Origin of the sequence: Aureimonas sp. Leaf324 (assembly GCF_001423245.1) — a bacterium.
GTDB lineage: Bacteria > Pseudomonadota > Alphaproteobacteria > Rhizobiales > Rhizobiaceae > Aureimonas.
This window is the reverse complement of record NZ_LMOH01000001.1, coordinates 624,543-642,683: the sequence shown is the minus strand read 5'-3', so window position 1 is coordinate 642,683 and position 18,141 is coordinate 624,543. Positions and strand designations below refer to the sequence as shown.

The 18,141-nt window shown below is 65.0% G+C and carries 17 protein-coding genes; 6 read left to right on the top strand and 11 right to left on the bottom strand.

The genetic code is table 11. From position 1 onward, the window contains the following. The first annotated feature begins 72 nt into the window (after nucleotides 1-72). Together ASF65_RS03065 and glnA are read left to right on the top strand one after the other, a co-directional pair. Complete coding sequence (locus ASF65_RS03065; protein WP_055884870.1) at nucleotides 73-411, top strand: P-II family nitrogen regulator; 339 nt, start codon at nucleotides 73-75, stop codon at nucleotides 409-411. 59 nt (nucleotides 412-470) lie between these two features. Beyond that, nucleotides 471-1,880 (top strand): type I glutamate--ammonia ligase, encoded by a 1,410-nt coding sequence (glnA, locus tag ASF65_RS03060; RefSeq protein ID WP_055884867.1) that lies wholly within the window; start codon nucleotides 471-473, stop codon nucleotides 1,878-1,880. A 530-nt stretch (nucleotides 1,881-2,410) separates the two neighbouring features. Here glnA and ASF65_RS03055 read toward each other — a convergent pair. Beyond that, on the bottom strand, nucleotides 2,411-3,451 hold the full coding sequence (locus ASF65_RS03055) for a glutamine synthetase beta-grasp domain-containing protein (RefSeq protein ID WP_055884864.1): 1,041 nt from the start codon (nucleotides 3,449-3,451) through the stop codon (nucleotides 2,411-2,413). A gap of 361 nt (nucleotides 3,452-3,812) precedes the next feature. Here ASF65_RS03055 and ASF65_RS03050 point away from each other — a divergent pair, with 361 nt between their 5' ends. Then, nucleotides 3,813-3,998, top strand: a complete 186-nt coding sequence (locus ASF65_RS03050) for a DUF2735 domain-containing protein (RefSeq protein WP_055884861.1) — start codon at nucleotides 3,813-3,815, stop codon at nucleotides 3,996-3,998. Nucleotides 3,999-4,005: 7 nt separating this feature from the next. On the opposite strand, the gene ASF65_RS03045 is transcribed toward ASF65_RS03050, so the two are convergent. Together ASF65_RS03045 and ASF65_RS03040 are read right to left on the bottom strand one after the other, a co-directional pair. Beyond that, entirely contained in the window at nucleotides 4,006-4,944 is a 939-nt protein-coding gene (locus ASF65_RS03045) for a glutaminase (protein ID WP_156369130.1), read from the bottom strand. Between the two features lie 36 nt (nucleotides 4,945-4,980). Beyond that, the gene (locus ASF65_RS03040; protein WP_055884856.1) at nucleotides 4,981-5,877 is read right to left on the bottom strand and encodes an alpha/beta hydrolase; all 897 of its coding nucleotides are present in this window, start codon (nucleotides 5,875-5,877) and stop codon (nucleotides 4,981-4,983) included. Nucleotides 5,878-6,092: 215 nt separating this feature from the next. Between ASF65_RS03040 and parE the strand changes: the two genes are divergently transcribed. The 3 genes from parE to ASF65_RS03025 all read left to right on the top strand — a co-directional run bounded on the left by parE (nucleotide 6,093) and on the right by ASF65_RS03025 (nucleotide 10,527). After that, on the top strand, nucleotides 6,093-8,129 hold the full coding sequence (gene parE, locus ASF65_RS03035; RefSeq protein ID WP_055884852.1) for a DNA topoisomerase IV subunit B: 2,037 nt from the start codon (nucleotides 6,093-6,095) through the stop codon (nucleotides 8,127-8,129). Nucleotides 8,130-8,159: 30 nt separating this feature from the next. Next, entirely contained in the window at nucleotides 8,160-8,762 is a 603-nt protein-coding gene (locus ASF65_RS03030) for a hypothetical protein (RefSeq protein ID WP_055884849.1), read from the top strand. A gap of 238 nt (nucleotides 8,763-9,000) precedes the next feature. Continuing rightward, entirely contained in the window at nucleotides 9,001-10,527 is a 1,527-nt protein-coding gene (locus tag ASF65_RS03025; RefSeq protein WP_055884846.1) for a DEAD/DEAH box helicase, read from the top strand. Between the two features lie 4 nt (nucleotides 10,528-10,531). Here the strand turns inward: ASF65_RS03025 and ASF65_RS03020 are convergent, their stop codons facing one another. From ASF65_RS03020 to ASF65_RS02985, 8 genes are all read right to left on the bottom strand, one after another. Continuing rightward, a complete protein-coding gene (locus ASF65_RS03020; protein WP_055884843.1) occupies nucleotides 10,532-10,912 on the bottom strand; it encodes a TfoX/Sxy family protein in 381 nt (126 codons plus the stop codon). A gap of 8 nt (nucleotides 10,913-10,920) precedes the next feature. Then, nucleotides 10,921-11,304 (bottom strand): Fe-S cluster assembly scaffold SufA, encoded by a 384-nt coding sequence (gene sufA, locus ASF65_RS03015; RefSeq protein WP_055884840.1) that lies wholly within the window; start codon nucleotides 11,302-11,304, stop codon nucleotides 10,921-10,923. Nucleotides 11,305-11,380: 76 nt separating this feature from the next. Then, nucleotides 11,381-11,806, bottom strand: a complete 426-nt coding sequence (locus ASF65_RS03010; protein WP_244486534.1) for an SUF system Fe-S cluster assembly protein — start codon at nucleotides 11,804-11,806, stop codon at nucleotides 11,381-11,383. A gap of 11 nt (nucleotides 11,807-11,817) precedes the next feature. After that, nucleotides 11,818-13,062 (bottom strand): cysteine desulfurase, encoded by a 1,245-nt coding sequence (locus tag ASF65_RS03005; RefSeq protein ID WP_055884833.1) that lies wholly within the window; start codon nucleotides 13,060-13,062, stop codon nucleotides 11,818-11,820. A 53-nt stretch (nucleotides 13,063-13,115) separates the two neighbouring features. Next, nucleotides 13,116-14,351, bottom strand: a complete 1,236-nt coding sequence (sufD, locus tag ASF65_RS03000; RefSeq protein ID WP_055884830.1) for a Fe-S cluster assembly protein SufD — start codon at nucleotides 14,349-14,351, stop codon at nucleotides 13,116-13,118. Beyond that, nucleotides 14,351-15,106, bottom strand: a complete 756-nt coding sequence (sufC, locus tag ASF65_RS02995) for a Fe-S cluster assembly ATPase SufC (protein ID WP_055884826.1) — start codon at nucleotides 15,104-15,106, stop codon at nucleotides 14,351-14,353. The genes sufD and sufC overlap by 1 nt, the downstream gene beginning before the upstream one ends. Nucleotides 15,107-15,181: 75 nt before the next feature. Further along, a complete protein-coding gene (gene sufB / locus ASF65_RS02990) occupies nucleotides 15,182-16,720 on the bottom strand; it encodes a Fe-S cluster assembly protein SufB (protein WP_055884823.1) in 1,539 nt (512 codons plus the stop codon). Between the two features lie 136 nt (nucleotides 16,721-16,856). Further along, nucleotides 16,857-18,023: an aminotransferase class V-fold PLP-dependent enzyme gene (locus ASF65_RS02985; RefSeq protein WP_055885074.1), complete on the bottom strand. Its 1,167-nt coding sequence runs from the start codon at nucleotides 18,021-18,023 to the stop codon at nucleotides 16,857-16,859. Nucleotides 18,024-18,141: the final 118 nt, after the last annotated feature.

Sequence of the window (18,141 nt, the reverse complement as noted above, 5' to 3'; positions counted from 1 at the left end):
TCTACACGCTGCCTGGCCGGGAGCAGACGGTCACCCGTCCGAGGGCGGGTACGTAGGGGGAGACGGACTTCGGTGAAGAAGGTCGAAGCGATCATTAAACCCTTCAAGCTCGATGAAGTGAAGGAAGCCCTTCAGGACGTCGGTCTTCAGGGGATCACCGTCATCGAGGCCAAGGGTTTCGGGCGGCAGAAGGGCCATACGGAGCTCTATCGCGGCGCCGAGTACGTGGTCGACTTCCTTCCCAAGGTGAAGATCGAGATCGTTCTCGCCGACGAGGCGGTCGAAGGCGCGGTCGAGGCGATCCGCAAGGCGGCGCAGACCGGCCGCATCGGCGACGGTAAGATCTTCGTTTCGCACGTCGAGGAAGCCGTGCGCATCCGCACCGGCGAAAGTGGCGTCGACGCCATCTGATTTCCGGCGATCAACCGGACAGCCACACGAGCACAGTCGTCCATTCGGAAAGGACTCTCATGACTTCGGGCAACGATATTCTGAAGCAGATCAAGGATAACGACGTCAAGTTCGTCGACCTTCGCTTCACGGACCCCAAGGGCAAGCTCCAGCACGTCACGATGGACCAGACCATCGTCGACGAGGACATGTTCTCGGAAGGCACGATGTTCGACGGTTCGTCGATCGCCGGCTGGAAGGCGATCAACGAGTCCGACATGACCCTGATGCCGGACCCCGAGACGGCGCACATGGACCCGTTCTTCGCCCAGTCGACGATGGTCCTCTACTGCGACATCCTCGATCCGGTTTCGGGCGAGAGCTATAATCGCGACCCGCGTGGCACGGCGAAGAAGGCCGAGGCCTACCTCAACCAGTCCGGCATCGGCGACACCGCCTATTTCGGCCCGGAAGCCGAGTTCTTCATCTTCGACGACGTCCGCTACAAGGCCGACCCGTACAACACCGGCTTCAAGCTGGACTCCACCGAACTGCCGTCAAACGACGATTCCGAGTACGAGACGGGCAACCTCGGCCACCGGCCGCGCGTGAAGGGCGGCTACTTCCCCGTCCCGCCGATCGACAGCTGCCAGGACATGCGGTCCGAGATGCTGACGGTCATGGCCGAGATGGGCGTGGCGGTCGAGAAGCACCATCACGAGGTGGCTGCCGCCCAGCACGAGCTCGGCATCAAGTTCGACACCTTGGTCCGCAACGCGGACAAGATGCAGATCTACAAGTACGTCATCCACCAGGTCGCCAACGCCTACGGCAAGACGGCGACCTTCATGCCGAAGCCGATCTTCGGTGACAACGGCTCGGGCATGCACGTGCACCAGTCGATCTGGAAGGGCGGCAAGCCGACCTTCGCGGGCAACGAGTATGCCGGCCTGTCCGAGAACGCGCTGTTCTACATCGGCGGCATCATCAAACACGCCAAGTCGCTGAACGCCTTCACCAACCCGTCGACGAACGCCTTCAAGCGTCTGGTGCCGGGCTACGAGGCGCCGGTGCTGCTGGCCTACTCCGCGCGCAACCGCTCGGCGTCCTGCCGCATCCCGTTCGGCCAGTCGCCGAAGTCCAAGCGCGTCGAGGTCCGATTCCCGGATCCGACGGCGAACCCCTACCTCGCCTTCGCCGCCATGCTGATGGCCGGCCTCGACGGCATCAAGAACAAGATCCATCCTGGCGCTGCCATGGACAAGGATCTCTACGATCTGCCGCCCGAGGAGCTGAAGGAAATCCCGACGGTCTGCCGCTCGCTCCGCGAGGCGATGGAGAGCCTGGACTCCGACCGCGACTACCTGAAGGCCGGCGGCGTGTTCGACGACGACCAGATCGACGCCTTCATTGACCTGAAGATGGCCGAGGTCCTGCGCTTCGAGATGACGCCGCACCCGGTCGAGTTCGACATGTACTACTCGGTCTGATCGGTTCCGATCGGCTGCGACGATTGAGCCCCGGCGCTTCATGCGTCGGGGCTCTTTGCGTTTTAGGCCGCTGCTTTCTCGGGTGCGGTGAAGGCCGGCGGCGTGCTCCCGGCATTCGCTGGCTTGGAGCACTCTTGCGACAAAGCGGCCGGATCGCACCGGTCTCCTAGGCAAGGCCAGGGTGGCGTCGTGCTGGAAGGCGGGATTCGTGTGTTGAGGGCAATCGTTCTCCGAACGCCTCGTGTTCCTTGCTCAGCCCTCGTACCGGGACTTCTGTGCAAACCCGGCGCATAGCCCATTGGAGCGGGTCGTCGGCTCAACGTCGCGCTGTCCCGTTAATCTCCGTCATCAAGGGGCCCGACGCTGCGATCAGGCGACGCGTCGCTCGCCGAGCCGTCGCGGATCTTTCTGGTGGAAGCTGTGGCGACATCGCCAGTGGAGGCAGCGCCTCTCGAACCAAATCGGGACGAGAAAAGGGCCCGGCGGATCGCTCCGCCGGGCCCTTTTCCTGCGTCCGTGGTCCCGTAGACTCAGGCCGCCGCGGAAACCTCAGCGCCGAGCGGCACCTCGGAGATCGTCTTCAGAACCTGGCTGGCGATCTGATAGGGGCAGCCCTGCGAGTTGGGGCGGCGATCCTCGAGATAGCCCTTGTAGCCGTTGTTGACGAAGGAGTGCGGCACGCGGATCGAAGCGCCACGATCGGCCACGCCGTAGGAGAACTTGTTCCAGGGCGCGGTCTCGTGCTTGCCGGTCAGGCGCAGATGGTTGTCCGGGCCGTAGACGGCGATGTGGGCCTCGAGGTTCCTGTCGAAGGCGGCCATCAGCTGCTCGAAGTACTCCTTGCCGCCGACCTCGCGCATGTATGCCGTCGAGAAGTTGCAGTGCATGCCCGAGCCGTTCCAGTCGGTATCGCCGAGCGGCTTGCAGTGCCACTCGATGTCGATCTCGTACTTCTCGCAAAGGCGCTGCAGCAGGTACCGTGCCATCCAGATCTGGTCGGCGGCCTTTTTGGACCCCTTCCCGAAGATCTGGAATTCCCACTGGCCCTTCGCCACCTCGGCGTTGATACCTTCGTGGTTGATGCCGGCCGCGAGGCAGAGGTCGAGATGTTCCTCGACGATCTGGCGTGCGACCGAGCCGACGTTCGAATAGCCGACGCCTGTGTAGTAAGGGCCCTGCGGCGCGGGGTAGCCGCTTTCCGGGAAGCCGAGCGGGCGGCCGTTCTTGTAGAAGAAGTATTCCTGCTCGAAGCCGAACCAGGCGTTCTCGTCGTCGAGGATCGTGGCGCGAGCGTTCGAGGCGTGCGGCGTGACGCCATCCGGCATCATGACCTCGCACATGACCAGCACGCCGTTGGTGCGGGCCGGATCGGGATAGACGGCGACCGGCTTCAGAACGCAGTCGGAGCTGCGGCCCTCGGCCTGCATGGTCGAGGAGCCGTCGAAGCCCCAGAGCGGCAGCTCTTCCAGCTTCGGGAACTCGGAAAATTCCTTGATCTGCGTCTTGCCACGAAGATTCGGCACCGGGGTGTAGCCGTCGAGCCAAATGTATTCGAGCTTGTACTTCGTCATCCCACTTCTCCAAAGCGCTGGCCGGTTCCCGAGCGCATCGCATGGCGCACGGCCAGACCCAGCCTGCCAACCCTCATGCATATCTCGTGCCAGTTTCAACATGGACCGTTGAAACCCGCCCAAGGGGCATTGGGACTACCTGGAGTGCAACCCGACTTCGCGCTCGCTGCCAGCGTTTACGCGCCATTCCAGTTGCTATTCCTCGATGCAAAACGTCGTTCACCCCTTCGCCGCATGATGACACTTTCGCGTGGGACGCCGTCCGAGACCCTTCCATCTGATGAAATTGAGTGCATATTGCATAGGGAATGAGCAAGCCGCGATGCTGAAAGACGCGGCGCTCCGCTAGGAGGAGATCGCAATGGAACGCAATCCACTCTCTCCAACCGCCACTATTCTCGCATTTCCCGTCGGCGGCCGGCGGGAGGCGCGGTTCTGGGGCGCCGCCTCCCAGGATCGGGCTCCAACTCGCGAGGTGATCGTGGATTGCGACGCCTGGTATCATCAGGCCGCGGTGGACGAGACGAAGCCGCACGGCAACGCCTGACGGTCCGTCAGGCCCCGAAGATCGAGACGCCCGAGCGCTTGGCGAAAGTCTCGAGCGCGATCCGCCCGAGATGCGAGTTGCCGGCGGCGTCGAGCCCCGGCGACCACACGGCGATCGATGCCTGTCCCGGGACGATCGCCAGGATGCCGCCGCCGACGCCGCTTTTTCCCGGCAGTCCGACCCGATAGGCGAATTCGCCCGATCCGTCGTAATGCCCGCAGGTGAGCATGATGGCGTTGATGCGTCGTGCCCGCTCGGCCTGGATTACCGAGAGGCCGGTGCCCGGGTGGCGGCCGGAATGAGCGAGGAAACGGCCGGCAAGCGCTAGCTGCCTGCATGACATCGCGATGGCGCAGTGGTGGAAGTAGACACCGAGCGTGAACTCCACCGGGTTTTCGATCACGCCGAACGACTTCATGTAGTTGGCGAGCGCCATATTGCGGAAACCGGTCCGCTGTTCGGAGTCGGCTACCGCCTTGTCGATGGTGATGGACGCATCGTCCGACAGGAAGCGCATGAACCGCAGGATCTCGCCCAGCGCCTCCCGCGGCTTGTGCCCCGACAGGATCACGTCGGTGACCGCGATCGCACCGGCGTTGATGAAGGGGTTGCGGGGCACGCCTTTCTCGTTCTCGAGTTGCACGATCGAATTGAAGGCGCTGCCCGACGGCTCGCGGCCGACCCTCTTCCACAAGCGGTCGCCGGCAATGCCGAGGGCAAGCGTCAGCGTGAAGACCTTCGAGATGCTCTGGATCGAGAACGCCGTATCGGCATCGCCGGCGGCGGCCACCGTGCCGTCCGGCAGCGCGACCGCCATTCCGAAGTAACCGGGATCGACCGCGCCGAGCTCGGGGATGTAGTCCGCCACCCGCCCGCGATCCGGCCTTGCCCGCATGTCGTCGGCGATTTCCGATACCAGCGACTGTAGCTCTGGTCCTGCGATCAAGGGATGCTCCCGCCAGAAACGACGTTTGGCGCGATGCTAGCGCGCAGCGGTAGGGCTAACGTTGGCGGCGATCCAGTTCAACGTGTCACGCCAGTCGACCATGCGGATCGGAGTACCGTGATTGCCGTCGTCGAAGCCGATGAAGCGGACGGGATCGGTCGGCCAGCGTTTGCGCACGGCCTCGAAGGCCGCAAGCTGGCGGTCGAACGCATAGACCGTGTCACGCGTCCCGTGCGCCATGACGATCGGCAGCGATGCTCGCCTTGCGCGGCGCATCGCATCGAAGCGCTCGAGCGTCGAGTCGGACCCCAGGAGAACCATGGCGTCGATGCTGGCAACCGTCGGGCTTGTCGCGATCGTCCAACAGACCTGGCCGCCCATCGAGGCGCACGTCAGGATCAGTTCGGGGGAAGCCGCTCCGCTTTTCAGCTGGGTCAGAAGGGCGGCGACCTTGCCGGCATCGTCGTCGCCGAGGCGCTCTGCATCGACGGTGATGTAGCTGCCGCCGCTTCGAACCAGGAGGTTCTTGAGACGGTTGAAGTTGCCTCCGAACGTCCAGTCGTTGAGACCCAGCCGCCGGTCGCCATTCCTGCCATGAACGAAAACCAGGATCGGCTGGCCTTTCACGGACTCCCCGACTTGCGCGTAGCGTAATGGTCCCGTCGGCGTTGCGAGAACCTTCTCTTCGGCCTGGAGGTTGCGGCCGAGTTCCACGTAAGTTCGCCTGACACGTCGCTCGGGCACCTCGTCGCGGCGATCGATGTCTCGGGCTTCGTTGTATGGCACATCGAGACGGCGTCCGCCGTCGAGCGAAGCGACCGGCTCGGGATAATCGAACAGCTCATCCTTGAAGGGCGGGAAGGGAGAGGCCCAAGCCGAACCGGCGATCGCCAGTCCGAGGCATGCTCCAATGTTCCGGATTGTCTGACGCATGGGTCCCCGCCTTTCCGCCCGCCAGCGCACCATAAGCAGAACCGTCGTCGACGAGGCGTTGCGGCGATGCGTCATGTGCGGGATAAACGCGCGTCGACAGCCCCCACGCGGCTGAGACGGGCCATGAGAACACTTGTAGAACATCGACCGAAAGGTTACCTCGACAGCATGCTGACACACGCCCGCGGGCTGCCTGTCGAAGGCCGGATGACCGTATGAGCCAGGATCTTTTTGCCGGGGCGCGTGCCGCGTCCCGTCCCGTTTCCGACCGCGCCACGCGGGCGCCCAAGGCAACGACTCCGGTTGTCGTCCCCGCTCCTTCGACGGACTACACGGCGGCCGACATCGAGGTGCTGGAAGGCCTCGAGCCCGTGCGCCGTCGCCCCGGCATGTATATCGGGGGCACCGACGAGAAGGCGCTGCACCACCTCTTCGCCGAGGTCATCGACAACTCGATGGACGAGGCCGTCGCCGGGCATGCCAACTTCATCGAAGTGGCGTTGGAGGAGGACGGATCGCTCTCGGTGACCGACAACGGTCGCGGCATCCCGATCGATCCGCATCCCAAGTATCGCGACAAGTCGGCGCTCGAAGTCATCATGACGACGCTGCACGCGGGCGGAAAGTTCGACTCGAAGGTCTACGAGACGTCCGGCGGCCTGCACGGCGTCGGCATCTCGGTCGTCAACGCTCTCTCGGATGTCCTCGAGGTTGAGGTCGCCCGCAATCGCAAGCTCTACCGCCAGACGTTCTCGCGCGGCCTGCCGACCAGCGCGTTGACGGAAGTCGGTGAAGTGCAGAACCGGCGTGGCACGCGCGTTCGCTTCCATCCCGATGCGCAGATTTTCGGCGCTGACGCGAAGTTCGTGCCCGCCCGGCTCTTCGCAATGGCTCGCTCGAAGGCCTACCTCTTCGGCGGCGTCGAAATCCGCTGGTCGTGCGCGCCGTCGCTTCTGCCGGCGGACGGCAAGATTCCCGCGCGTGCCAGCTTTCATTTTCCCGGCGGTCTGAAGGACTATCTGGAAGCTTCGCTGGACGGACAAACCCGCGTCACCGCCCAGAGTTTTGCCGGTCGCTCGGAGAAGGTGTCCGGCCACGGCGCGGTCGAATGGGCCGTCTCGTGGACGCAGGAGGACGGCGCCGTCCGTTCCTATGTCAACACGATCCCGACCCCAGAGGGCGGAACGCATGAAGCGGGCCTGCGTGCGGTTCTGCTGCGCGGCCTGAAGGCCTTTGCGGAGTTGTCCGGGAACCGGCGGGCGGCGAGCATCACCGCCGAGGACGTGATGATCACAGCCTCGGCGATGCTCTCGGTCTTCATCCGCGAGCCGGAGTTCGTCGGCCAGACCAAGGACCGTCTGGCCACCGCGGAAGCCCAGCGCATCGTCGAGAATTCGATCCGCGATTCCTTCGATATCTGGCTGGCCTCCTCGCCGCAGGACGCTGCGCGCCTCATCGACTGGGTGGTCGAGCGCGCCGACGAACGGTTGCGGCGCAAGCAGGAGAAGGAGGTCAGCCGCAAAACGGCGACCCGCAAGCTGCGCCTGCCGGGCAAGCTCGCCGACTGCTCGCAGACGGGGGCCGCGGGTGCCGAGCTCTTCATCGTCGAAGGCGACTCGGCTGGCGGATCCGCCAAGCAGGCGCGCGATCGCGCCCGTCAGGCGATCCTTCCCCTGCGCGGCAAGATCCTGAACGTCGCGTCCGCGGGACGGGAAAAGCTCGGCGCCAACCAGCAGCTCGCCGACCTGACGCTGGCGCTCGGTTGCGGCACGAAGGCGAAGTATCGCGACGACGACCTTCGCTACGAGCGCGTCATCATCATGACGGATGCCGACGTCGACGGGGCGCACATCGCCTCGCTTCTGATAACGTTCTTCTACCAGGAGATGCCGGATCTCATCCGCAACGGCCATCTCTTCCTCGCCGTGCCGCCGCTCTACAAGCTGACGCAGGGCGGCAAGACGATCTACGCGCGCGACGACGCTGATCGCGAGCGCATCGTCGCCCGCGAGTTCAAGGGCAAGGGGAAGGTCGAAGTCAGCCGGTTCAAAGGTCTCGGCGAGATGCTTCCCTCGCAGCTGAAAGAGACCACGATGGACCCGCGGAAGCGCACCTTGCTTCGCGTCGAGATCGATGCTTCTCCGGAAGCCGGAACCGCAGGGGCCGTCGACGCGCTGATGGGCAACAAGCCCGAGGCGCGTTTCCGATTCATCCAGGACCGGGCGGCCTTCGTCCGGGATCTCGACGTCTAGACCTGCCGTATCAAAAGCCAGGGGCCGACCATGAACCGGATCATTCATAGCGCCGTCGCGATCGTGCTCGTCTCCGCCGGTGCGGCAGGGGCACAGGACGCAACGCCGCCGGCCGCAACGCCTGCCGAGACCGCGCCTGCGGTACCTACGGCGCCCCCGGCCCCCGCCGCGCCCGGGACCGCGCCGGACGCGTCGCAGCCGGCACCGGCCGCCCCCGCACCGGCGCAGGGGTCGGCCGAGCGCAACGCCGAGGTCATGGGAGCGATCGCCACGCTGTCGCCGATCATCGGTGACGTCCAGATCGTCGGCCCTTGGGCCGTGGATGGGCGCAACGGGGTTTGGCGTACGATCATGACGCAGGCCCTCGGCGAGACCAAGGGAAGCCGTTTCTTTTTCCAGCAGGTCGAGGAGCGTGACGGCAAGCCGACGGTCGTCAGCAGCACCGAGGTGACGGAGATCGCCGAGGTGGATGGCGCTATCGTCGGATACCGCGCCGACGCGCCGGCCGAAGGTCAGGAAAGCAACCTGACGCTGTTCTTCGACATCGTGCCGATGGACGGAGAGATTTCGGAAACATACGAGCTTTTCGTCGCGCCGGGGCAGCCCTATCGCTTCGGTCCCGCATCGAACTGAGACATCTCGTCCATTCGGTCCTCGTACGGGTTCGGTCCGTCTCGTGCCGTTCGAATAGTTCGGGCGATCAAGTTCAGCCTAGATTCGCCTCTGCCGGATTGGTTTCCGGCGGAGGATAACTCGCGTGCGCAAGTGTTCTCTGGTTGACAGAGGCATGCCGGACGCCTATCGCCCGTCGAGGGATACGAAGCTCCTTCGGACTTGCTCCTAAGTCCGGCAGCAAGAGACATCCGATTTCATGCCGTTTTCCGATCTTGGTTTGAGTGCGAAGGTTCTGTCGGCTGTCGAGGCGGCCGGTTACACGGAGCCGACGCCGATCCAGGCACAGGCCATCCCCCATGCGCTGCAACGGCGGGACGTGCTCGGCATCGCCCAGACCGGAACGGGCAAGACCGCTTCCTTCGTGCTGCCGATGATGACACTGCTCGAGCAGGGTCGTGCCCGCGCGCGCATGCCGCGCACGCTGATCATCGAGCCGACGCGGGAACTCGCGGCGCAAGTCGAAGAATCTTTCATCAAGTATGGCGTCAACCAACGCCTCAACGTCGCGCTTCTGATCGGCGGCGTGTCGTTCGAGGAGCAGAACAAGAAGCTGGAGCGCGGCGTCGACGTCCTGATCGCGACGCCCGGCCGCCTGCTCGATCACTTCGAGCGCGGCCGTCTCCTGATGACCGGCGTTGAGATTCTCGTCATCGACGAGGCCGACCGCATGCTCGACATGGGGTTCATCCCGGACATCGAGCGGATCTGCAAGATGATCCCGTTCACGCGCCAGACGCTGTTCTTCTCCGCCACGATGCCGCCGGAGATCACGCGCCTCGCCGATCAGTTCCTTCAGAACCCGGTCCGTGTCGAAGTGGCGAAAGCATCCTCGACCGCGTTGACTGTCGAGCAGCGTCTCGTCGCCACGCGCAAGGAAGATTACGAGAAGCGCGAGACGCTTCGCCGCGTGATCCGCGACCAGGGCGAGGAACTGACCAACGCCATCATCTTCTGCAACCGCAAGCGCGATGTTTCGCTGCTGTTCCGGTCGCTGGAGAAGCACGGGTTCTCCGTCGGTGCCCTTCATGGGGACATGGACCAGCGCGCCCGCACGATGACCCTGCAGGCGTTCCGCGACAACAAGCTGACCCTGCTGGTGGCATCGGATGTCGCGGCGCGCGGTCTCGATATCCCGATGGTCAGCCACGTCTTCAACTTCGATGTGCCGATCCATGCCGAGGACTACGTCCATCGCATCGGCCGGACCGGTCGGGCCGGCCGTTCCGGCAAGGCCTTCACGCTCGTCTCGAAGGCCGACAAGAAGTATCTCGATGCCATCCAGACGATGATCGGCAAGGAGATCGAATGGCTGGACGGCGACGTCTCGTCGCTCCCGGTGGTCGAAGAGAGCGAAGAGACGTCGGCGAACGATCGCCGCCGCGGTGGTCGCCGGAGCGAGACCGACGGCAAGCGTTCGTCGCCCCGTTCGGGCCGCACCTCTCGTCGAGGCCGCGAGGCGGCGCCCGATGCTGTGGTGGACGACGAGAGCGGTCAGGAGACGCCGGCAGCGGTCGCTGTCGAGAAGCCTGCTCCCGCGCCGGTTGAGCCGACCCGTCGTGCCGAACCGCGCGACGACAACCGTGGTCCCCGCCGAAGCGATCGCCCTCAGCCGTCGTCCGGGCGCCGTTCGAACGATCGGAACGGATCGGGTCGCGAGGAAGGGACGCCGGTTGGTTTCGGCGACGAGATCCCCGCCTTCATGTTGATCCAGACAGGCGCCTGATCGTTCAAACGACCGTCTTCGAGTTTCTGGAAGCCGCCGGATGCTTGACGCGTCCCGGCGGCTTTTTCATGCCGTGTCGGATGGCCGCCCCCATCGCCAAGCGCGCCCAGCCCGCCATGATGTCGGGATCATCCAAGGCCTCGTCCGGGACGGTATGGTACGGCATCGCAACGGGCGCTGCGCCCTCACGCTGGTAGGTCCAGCGCCGAGCGCCCGCTGCTTCGAAGCGGGACGCCGTTTCGCAATCGGTCTTGAGGTAGAGCTCGTCGTTCAGAACGAGCGCGCAAATGCGGCCGTCAGCGTAGATGCCCTTGCCGCCGAACATGCGGCGGATCGTGATCGGCTGAAGTGTGGCGAACAGTTCGTGGATCGTGTCGTCGTCCACGCCCGCGTTCAGGCGGCCGAGCGAGCCGCCGCGACCTTTGCGCTATCGGCGGGCTTGAGCTCGATCGACTCACCACAACCGCACGCGGAGGTCTGGTTCGGATTCATGAACGTGAAGCCGGAGCGGAGCGTGGTCTCCTCGTAGTCCATGCGAGTGCCCAAGAGAAACAGCACGGCCTCCGGCGCCACGAAGACACGGGCCCCGGCATGTTCGACCACATCCTCGCCCGGCTTCGGCTCGGTGACGAGGTCGATCGTGTATTCCATGCCCGCGCAGCCGCCCTTCTTGACGCCGATGCGAATCCCTTCCGCTTCTCCGCCGCGCGCATCCACGATGGCGCGCACGCGCTCGGCGGCGGTGTCGGACATGGAGAGAACGGAAAAGCGGCCCATGGGAGGCTCCTTGGAAGCGTGCTTGGCATAGATTTGGTACGGCTCGCGCATCTGTGCAAGCCGCACCCGAGCGCGATCAGAACCAGCCCACCGCCACCTGGGCTTCCTCGCTCATGCGCTCGGGCGTCCAGGGCGGATCGAAGACGAGTTCTACCTTGACGACCTGGATGCCTTCGACGGACCCGACGGCATTTTCCACCCAGCCGGGCATCTCGCCGGCCACGGGGCAGCCGGGGGCCGTCAACGTCATGTCGATATCGACGTTGCGGTCGTCGTCGATGTCGATCTTGTAGATCAGACCGAGCTCGTAGATATCGGCCGGAATTTCGGGATCGTAGACCGTCTTCAGCGCCGCGACGATATCGTCGGTCAGCCGCGATAGCTCGTCCGGCGGGATCGCCGAGCCCTTGTCGGCCCCGGCGGTCTGGAGGTTGGCGCCGACGCGCTCCGCCTCGTCCGGCGTGGGCGACGGCATTGCCGCCGTGTCGTGTGTATCGGCCATCAGATGGCTCCTCAGGCGAAGAAACGGTGCGCCTTTTCAAGCGCTTCGCCGAGGCGATCGACCTCGGCCATGGTGTTGTACATGCCGAACGACGCGCGGCAAGTCGAGGTGGCACCGAAGCGCTTCAAGAGCGGCTGGGCGCAGTGGGTGCCGGCCCGCACGGCGACGCCTTCGCGGTCGATCACCATCGACACGTCGTGGGAATGAATCCCCTCGAGATCGAAGGCGACGATCGCGCCCTTGCCGGGTGCCTCGCCATAGATGCGAAGCGTCGGCACGGCCTTCAGGCGCTCATGCGCGTAGGCTCGGAGGCTTTCCTCGTGCGCCGCGATTTTCTCGCGACCGACGGAGCGCATGTATTCGAGCGCCGCCCCCAGGCCGATGGCCTGGACGATCGGCGGCGTGCCGGCTTCGAAGCGATGCGGCGGACCATTGTAGGTCACGCCCTCCTCGCTCACCTCGACGATCATCTCGCCGCCGCCATTGAACGGCTGCATCCGGTCGAGCATGTCGAACTTGCCGTAGAGGACGCCGATGCCGCTCGGTCCGTACATCTTATGGCCAGTGAACACATAGAAGTCGCAGCCGATGTCCTGCACGTCGACCGGAAGATGGACGGCGCCCTGGCTGCCGTCGACCAGCACCGGAATGCCGCGCGAATGGGCGAGTTCGGTCACGGCCTTTGCCGGCGTCACCGTGCCCAGAACGTTCGACATGTGCGTGAAGGCAACGAGCTTGGTGCGCGGCGTGATCGCGCGTTCGAAATCCTCGAGCGTGATCGACCCGTCGTCGGCCACCGGGACGAAAACGAGCTTGGCGCCCTTCCGCTCGCGCAGGAAGTGCCAGGGCACGATGTTGGAATGGTGTTCCATCACGGTGAGGACGATCTCGTCGCCCTCCCCGATCTCCTGCATGCCGTAACCGTAGGCGACGAGGTTGATGGCCTCGGTCGCGGACTTGGTGAAGACGATTTCCTCGTGGCTCGCCGCGTTCAGGAACGAGCGCACGATCTCGCGCGCCGCCTCGAAGTCCTCGGTCGACTTGTTCGACAGGAAGTGCAGGCCGCGATGGACGTTGGAATAGCTGTCCGCGTAGGCGGATTGGATGACGTCCAGCACCTGCCGCGGCTTTTGTGCCGAGGCCCCGTTGTCGAGATAGACAAGCGGTTTGCCGTAGACCTCACGCGACAGGATCGGGAAATCGCGGCGTATCGCCTCGACATCGTAGCGTTCGGTCGTGATGGTCTGGATATTCATCGATCCGTTCTCCGGGTTTCCGGCCGGCAGCCGGCTCGGACGGTCGCGCGGGATCAGAGATCCCGCGCCAGCCAGTCGTCGATGCGCGCTTCCAGCGCCTCGACCACTGCCTCGTCCTCCAGATCTTCCACCACTTCGTCGACGAAGGCCTTCACGAGAAGCGCCCGCGCGGGGGCTTCGGGGATGCCGCGGCTCATGAGGTAGAAGAGGTGATCGGCGTTGATCTCGCCGGCCGTCGCACCGTGACCGCACTGCACGTCGTCGGCGAAGATCTCGAGTTCCGGCTTCGCCGAGAAGTCGCCTTCGTCCGACAGGAGCAGCGTGTTGCAAGCCAGGCGCGCGTCGGTCTTCTGCGCGCCCTTGGCGACGCGGATCATGCCCTGAAAGACGCCATGACCGCCGAACACGACGTTTCGGAAGATTTCCGTCGAGGTCGTGTGGGCGACGTTGTGATTGAGCGTCGTCGTGACGTCGATGTGCTGCCCGGCCTCCAGGAGGTTCACGCCGCGGATCTGAATATCGGCACCCTCGCCGACCGTCACCGCATGAACCTCCTGCCGAACCACGGCGCCGCCCGCATTCAGCACGAAGAGCTTGAGCTTCGCGTCCGCCCCGAGGCGCACATTGAGCTGGCCGAGATGCGTTTCCGCCGCACCCTTCTCCTGTACGACGATCCACAGCGCCTCGGCGCCGTCGCCGATGTCCAGGTGGTGCACGGCCGAAGACAGGTCGCCTGACGCGCCCGCCGGCGCCCGCTCGACGATGGTCACGCGTGCGCCTGCGCCTACGTCGACACTCGAATAGGAATGGCTGCCGCCGGCCGCGGGCTGCGGCCGCAGTTCCATCACGCCCGCAGCGCCCTCAGCCTTGATGACGTGCAACGCGGAACCGGATGCGCCCATGGCGGTGTTGAGGAGGCGGATCGTGTCGACGGCTCGGTCGAGATGGTTCACGACCTCGTCGAACGCCGCGGGGCTTGTCGCCTGCGACACCGAAATGCCCGGCGCCGGATCGTTGCCGGCCCCGGCCGAGCCGAGCTCGACCACGGTGCTATGCGGAAGAAACGGCGAAAGGAACGTCGCGCCGCCCGCCTCGCTGCTGGCCTCGGCCTGCCGGCCGAGCAGAACGCGCAGGTCGGTATAGTGCCACGCCTCGACGCGGCGGCTCGGCAACCCCTCGCTGGCGAGAACGTCCAGCGCCTGACGCTGCGCGTCGGTCGCGACCGACGTCTGGCCGCGTTCGATCAGCGCCAGTTCCGCCTTGGTGCGGGTCTGGTTGGCGGCGGACATCAGGCGGCCTCGCCGATGATCTGGGCGTAGCCCTCGTTTTCGAGCTGCAGCGCCAGCGACTTGTCGCCAGACTTGATGATCCGGCCCTTGTAGAGGACGTGGACCTTGTCCGGCACGATATAGTCCAGCAGGCGCTGGTAGTGCGTGATGACGAGGAACGAGCGATCGGGGCCGCGCAGTGCGTTGACGCCATCGGCCACGATCTTCAGGGCATCGATGTCGAGGCCGGAGTCCGTCTCGTCCATGACGCAGAGCTTGGGCTCCAGAAGCGCCATCTGCAGGATCTCCGCGCGCTTCTTCTCGCCGCCGGAGAAGCCGACGTTCAGCGGGCGCTTCAGCATGTCGGCGTCGATCTTGAGATCGGCGGCCGATGTCTTGACGCGGCGCAGGAAGTCCGGGGTCGTCAGTTCAGCCTCGCCGCGCGCCTTGCGCTGAGAGTTGAGCGCCGTCTTCAGAAAGGTCATCGTCGCGACGCCCGGAATCTCCAGCGGATACTGGAAGGCCAGGAACACGCCCGATGCCGCCCGCTCGGCCGCGTCCATCTCGAGGATCGACTCGCCATTGTAGAGGATGTCGCCCTCGGTGACCTCGTAATCCTCGCGGCCGGCGATGATGTAGGACAGGGTCGACTTGCCCGACCCGTTCGGCCCCATGATCGCCGCCACCTCGCCGTCCGCGACCGTCAGGTCGAGGCCGCGCAGGATTTCGGTGTCGGTATCCGCCACGCGGGCGTGCAGGTTTCTGATTTCGAGCATCTTCGTTCTTCTAAAAGCGTTGGTCGGCGCCGCTTCGGGCGCGGTCGAAAGGGTCGGTGAGGTGGAGCGCCGGGCTTAGCCGACGCTACCCTCGAGCGAGATGCCGATCAGCTTCTGCGCTTCCACGGCGAACTCCATGGGCAGCTGCTGGATCACCTCCTTGACGAAGCCGTTGACGATCAGCGCCACGGCCTCCTCCTCTGGGATGCCGCGCTGCATGCAGTAGAAGAGCTGATCCTCGGAAATCTTCGAGGTGGTCGCCTCGTGCTCGAACTGCGCCGTCGCGTTCTTCGCCTCGATGTAAGGCACGGTGTGCGCGCCGCAGCCTTCGCCGATGAGAAGCGAGTCGCACTGCGTGAAGTTGCGGGCGTTCGACGCCTTCCGCATGGCCGTGACCTGACCGCGATAGGTGTTGTTCGAGTTGCCCGCCGAGATGCCCTTCGAGATGATGCGACTCGACGTGTTCTTGCCGATGTGGATCATCTTGGTGCCGCTATCGATCTGCTGACGCCCGTTCGACACGGCGATCGAGTAGAACTCGCCGCGCGAACCATCGCCGCGCAGGATGCAGGACGGGTACTTCCAGGTGATGGCCGAGCCCGTCTCGACCTGCGTCCAAGAGATGCGCGAGTTGGCACCGCGGCAGTCGCCGCGTTTGGTGACGAAGTTGTAGATACCGCCCTTGCCCTCCTTGTCGCCCGGATACCAGTTCTGGACGGTGGAGTACTTGATCTCGGCATCGTCGAGCGCGACGAGCTCGACCACGGCGGCATGAAGCTGGTTTTCGTCGCGCTGCGGCGCCGTGCAGCCCTCGAGATACGAGACGTAAGAGCCCTTGTCGGCGATGATAAGCGTGCGCTCGAACTGGCCTGTGTTGCGCTCGTTGATGCGGAAATAGGTCGACAATTCCATCGGGCAGCGCACGCCCGGCGGGACGTAGACGAACGATCCGTCGGTGAAGACGGCCGAGTTCATCGTGGCGAAGAAGTTGTCCGACACCGGAACGACGGAGCCGAGATACTTCTGCACCAGTTCGGGATGCTCGCGGATCGCTTCGGAAATCGGCATGAAGATCACGCCGGCCTTCGACAGCTCCTTCTTGAAGGTCGTCGCGACCGACACCGAATCGAACACGGCATCGACGGCGACGCGTCCCCCGTAGCTGCCCTCGGAGGGCGGCACGCCCGAATCGTCGTCGCTCTCGAACTGCGAGGGCTCGTCCGGCCGGCGCACGCCTGCCAGGATCTCCTGCTCCTTGAGCGGGATGCCGAGCTTCTCGTAGGTGCGCAGAATCTCCGGATCGACCTCGTCGAGCGAGGCCGGGCCCGACATCGACTTCGGCGCGGCGTAGTAATGGATGTCCTGGAAGTCGATCAGGGGATAGTCGAGGCGCGCCCAGGACGGGCTCTCCATGGACTTCCAGCGCTCGAACGCGTCCAGACGCCATTGCAGCATCCATTCCGGCTCGTTCTTCTTGGCCGAGATCAGGCGGATGGTGTCTTCGTTCAGGCCTTTGGGGGCCACATCCATCTCGATGACGGTCTCGAAACCGTACTTGTACTGATCGACGTCGATCTGGCGGACCTGATCGATCGTTTCCTGGACTGCTGGCATCGTCTCTCTCCACACTCGCCGGATTCAAGGTCCGGTGGTTGGCTTGTGCCCTGCCCTATAGCGGCAGTTCACAACGGTTCAAATGGGGGGCCGCCCTCAAAAGTTGAAGGAGGAAGGCCAGATTAGCTGCGGCTTCTCACGCGACCTGCCGGACCTGCGGCGAGTTGCCCTGCCGCGCCCAGAAACTGGCGAACGCGGCGAGGAACCGATCGATCTCGGCGACGCTCGTCTCCCGGCCGAAGCTGACGCGAATGCCCCCGCGCGACGGATCGATCGCGGCGCCACCGCGCGCCATCGCTTCCAGCACGCTCGAGCCCCCGATCTTTCCCGAGGAACAGGCCGAGCCCGCCGATACGGCGAACCCTGCGAGGTCCATCGCGATCTGCGCCGTCTCCGCCCGAAGCGCGGGATGATGGACCATCACGGTCTGCGGCAGGCGCTCCGCATCGGCGCCAAGGATCAGAAAGCCCGGTGCCAAGGCACGAAATCCGGCCTCCAGTCGCTGGCGCAGGGCGAGCAGGTCCTCCGGCCGGGTCGCATCGTCCAGCACCACGGCAGCCGCAGCCCCGAAGCCGGCGATCAGCGGCATCGCTTCGGTGCCCGCCCGCTGCCGCGTTTCCTGCGCTCCGCCGGTGAGGAGCGGTGTCGGTCGCATCGATGCCGAGCCGAGAATGAACGCGCCGATCCCCTTCGGTCCGCCGATCTTGTGGGCGGAGAGGATCATCGCGTCGACGCCGAGCCGAAGCGCCCCGAGCGGCATCCGACCGGCGACCTGGACGCTGTCGCACACGACGACCGCTCCCGCGGCACGACATCGCTCGACGATGGCCTCGACAGGCTGCGTCACACCCGTTTCGCTATTGGCTTCGCAGAAAGCCATCAGCCCCGGCGGCCCCGCGTCGAGCCAGGCGTCGAGCGCGTCCAGCCGCAGCGTTCCGTCCGGCAGGACCGGCAGGCGCGTGACATCGGCCGAGGCGAAGCGGCCCCCCTCGCGAATGCAGGGATGGTCGGTGTCGATGACGGCAAGACGCGGAAGCACGAGGTCTCGCCCGTCCCGCATCCAGTGCGGCGTCAGGCAGGTCGAGGCGGCCTCGGTCGCTCCGCTCGTGAAGACGACGGCCTCACTCTCCGCGCCCGCCAACGCGGCGACATCGGACCGGGCCTTCGCGACGATGGATCGCGCAGTGCGACCTTCCGTGTGGACCGACGACGGATTGCCCGTGACGCCGAGCGCGGCCACGATCGCATCCTGAGCCGATTTCAGAAGCGGCGCGCTCGCATTGTGATCCAGATAGACACGCATCTCGCGCACAGCCGACCTTCGTGCTTCTGCGATGGGCCCCTCGATGGCTCGCTCAACGGTCAACACTCGAAAATGTTTGTGTTTCGAGCGTTCGGCGGACTACATAGCGCCCCTGTAG

What these genes read in the sequence shown, in the direction of transcription:
- ASF65_RS03005 (WP_055884833.1), bottom strand. Translation starts at nt 13,062, where the DNA reads ATGAATATCCAGACCATCACGACCGAACGCTACGATGTCGAGGCGATA.
- sufA (WP_055884840.1), bottom strand. Translation starts at nt 11,304, where the DNA reads ATGGGCCGCTTTTCCGTTCTCTCCATGTCCGACACCGCCGCCGAGCGC.
- ASF65_RS03030 (WP_055884849.1), top strand. Translation starts at nt 8,160, where the DNA reads ATGAACCGGATCATTCATAGCGCCGTCGCGATCGTGCTCGTCTCCGCC.
- ASF65_RS03040 (WP_055884856.1), bottom strand. Translation starts at nt 5,877, where the DNA reads ATGCGTCAGACAATCCGGAACATTGGAGCATGCCTCGGACTGGCGATC.
- ASF65_RS02985 (WP_055885074.1), bottom strand. Translation starts at nt 18,023, where the DNA reads ATGCGTGTCTATCTGGATCACAATGCGAGCGCGCCGCTTCTGAAATCG.
- glnA (WP_055884867.1), top strand. Translation starts at nt 471, where the DNA reads ATGACTTCGGGCAACGATATTCTGAAGCAGATCAAGGATAACGACGTC.
- ASF65_RS03025 (WP_055884846.1), top strand. Translation starts at nt 9,001, where the DNA reads ATGCCGTTTTCCGATCTTGGTTTGAGTGCGAAGGTTCTGTCGGCTGTC.
- ASF65_RS03050 (WP_055884861.1), top strand. Translation starts at nt 3,813, where the DNA reads ATGGAACGCAATCCACTCTCTCCAACCGCCACTATTCTCGCATTTCCC.
- sufC (WP_055884826.1), bottom strand. Translation starts at nt 15,106, where the DNA reads ATGCTCGAAATCAGAAACCTGCACGCCCGCGTGGCGGATACCGACACC.
- ASF65_RS03010 (WP_244486534.1), bottom strand. Translation starts at nt 11,806, where the DNA reads ATGGCCGATACACACGACACGGCGGCAATGCCGTCGCCCACGCCGGAC.
- sufD (WP_055884830.1), bottom strand. Translation starts at nt 14,351, where the DNA reads ATGTCCGCCGCCAACCAGACCCGCACCAAGGCGGAACTGGCGCTGATC.
- parE (WP_055884852.1), top strand. Translation starts at nt 6,093, where the DNA reads ATGAGCCAGGATCTTTTTGCCGGGGCGCGTGCCGCGTCCCGTCCCGTT.
- ASF65_RS03055 (WP_055884864.1), bottom strand. Translation starts at nt 3,451, where the DNA reads ATGACGAAGTACAAGCTCGAATACATTTGGCTCGACGGCTACACCCCG.
- sufB (WP_055884823.1), bottom strand. Translation starts at nt 16,720, where the DNA reads ATGCCAGCAGTCCAGGAAACGATCGATCAGGTCCGCCAGATCGACGTC.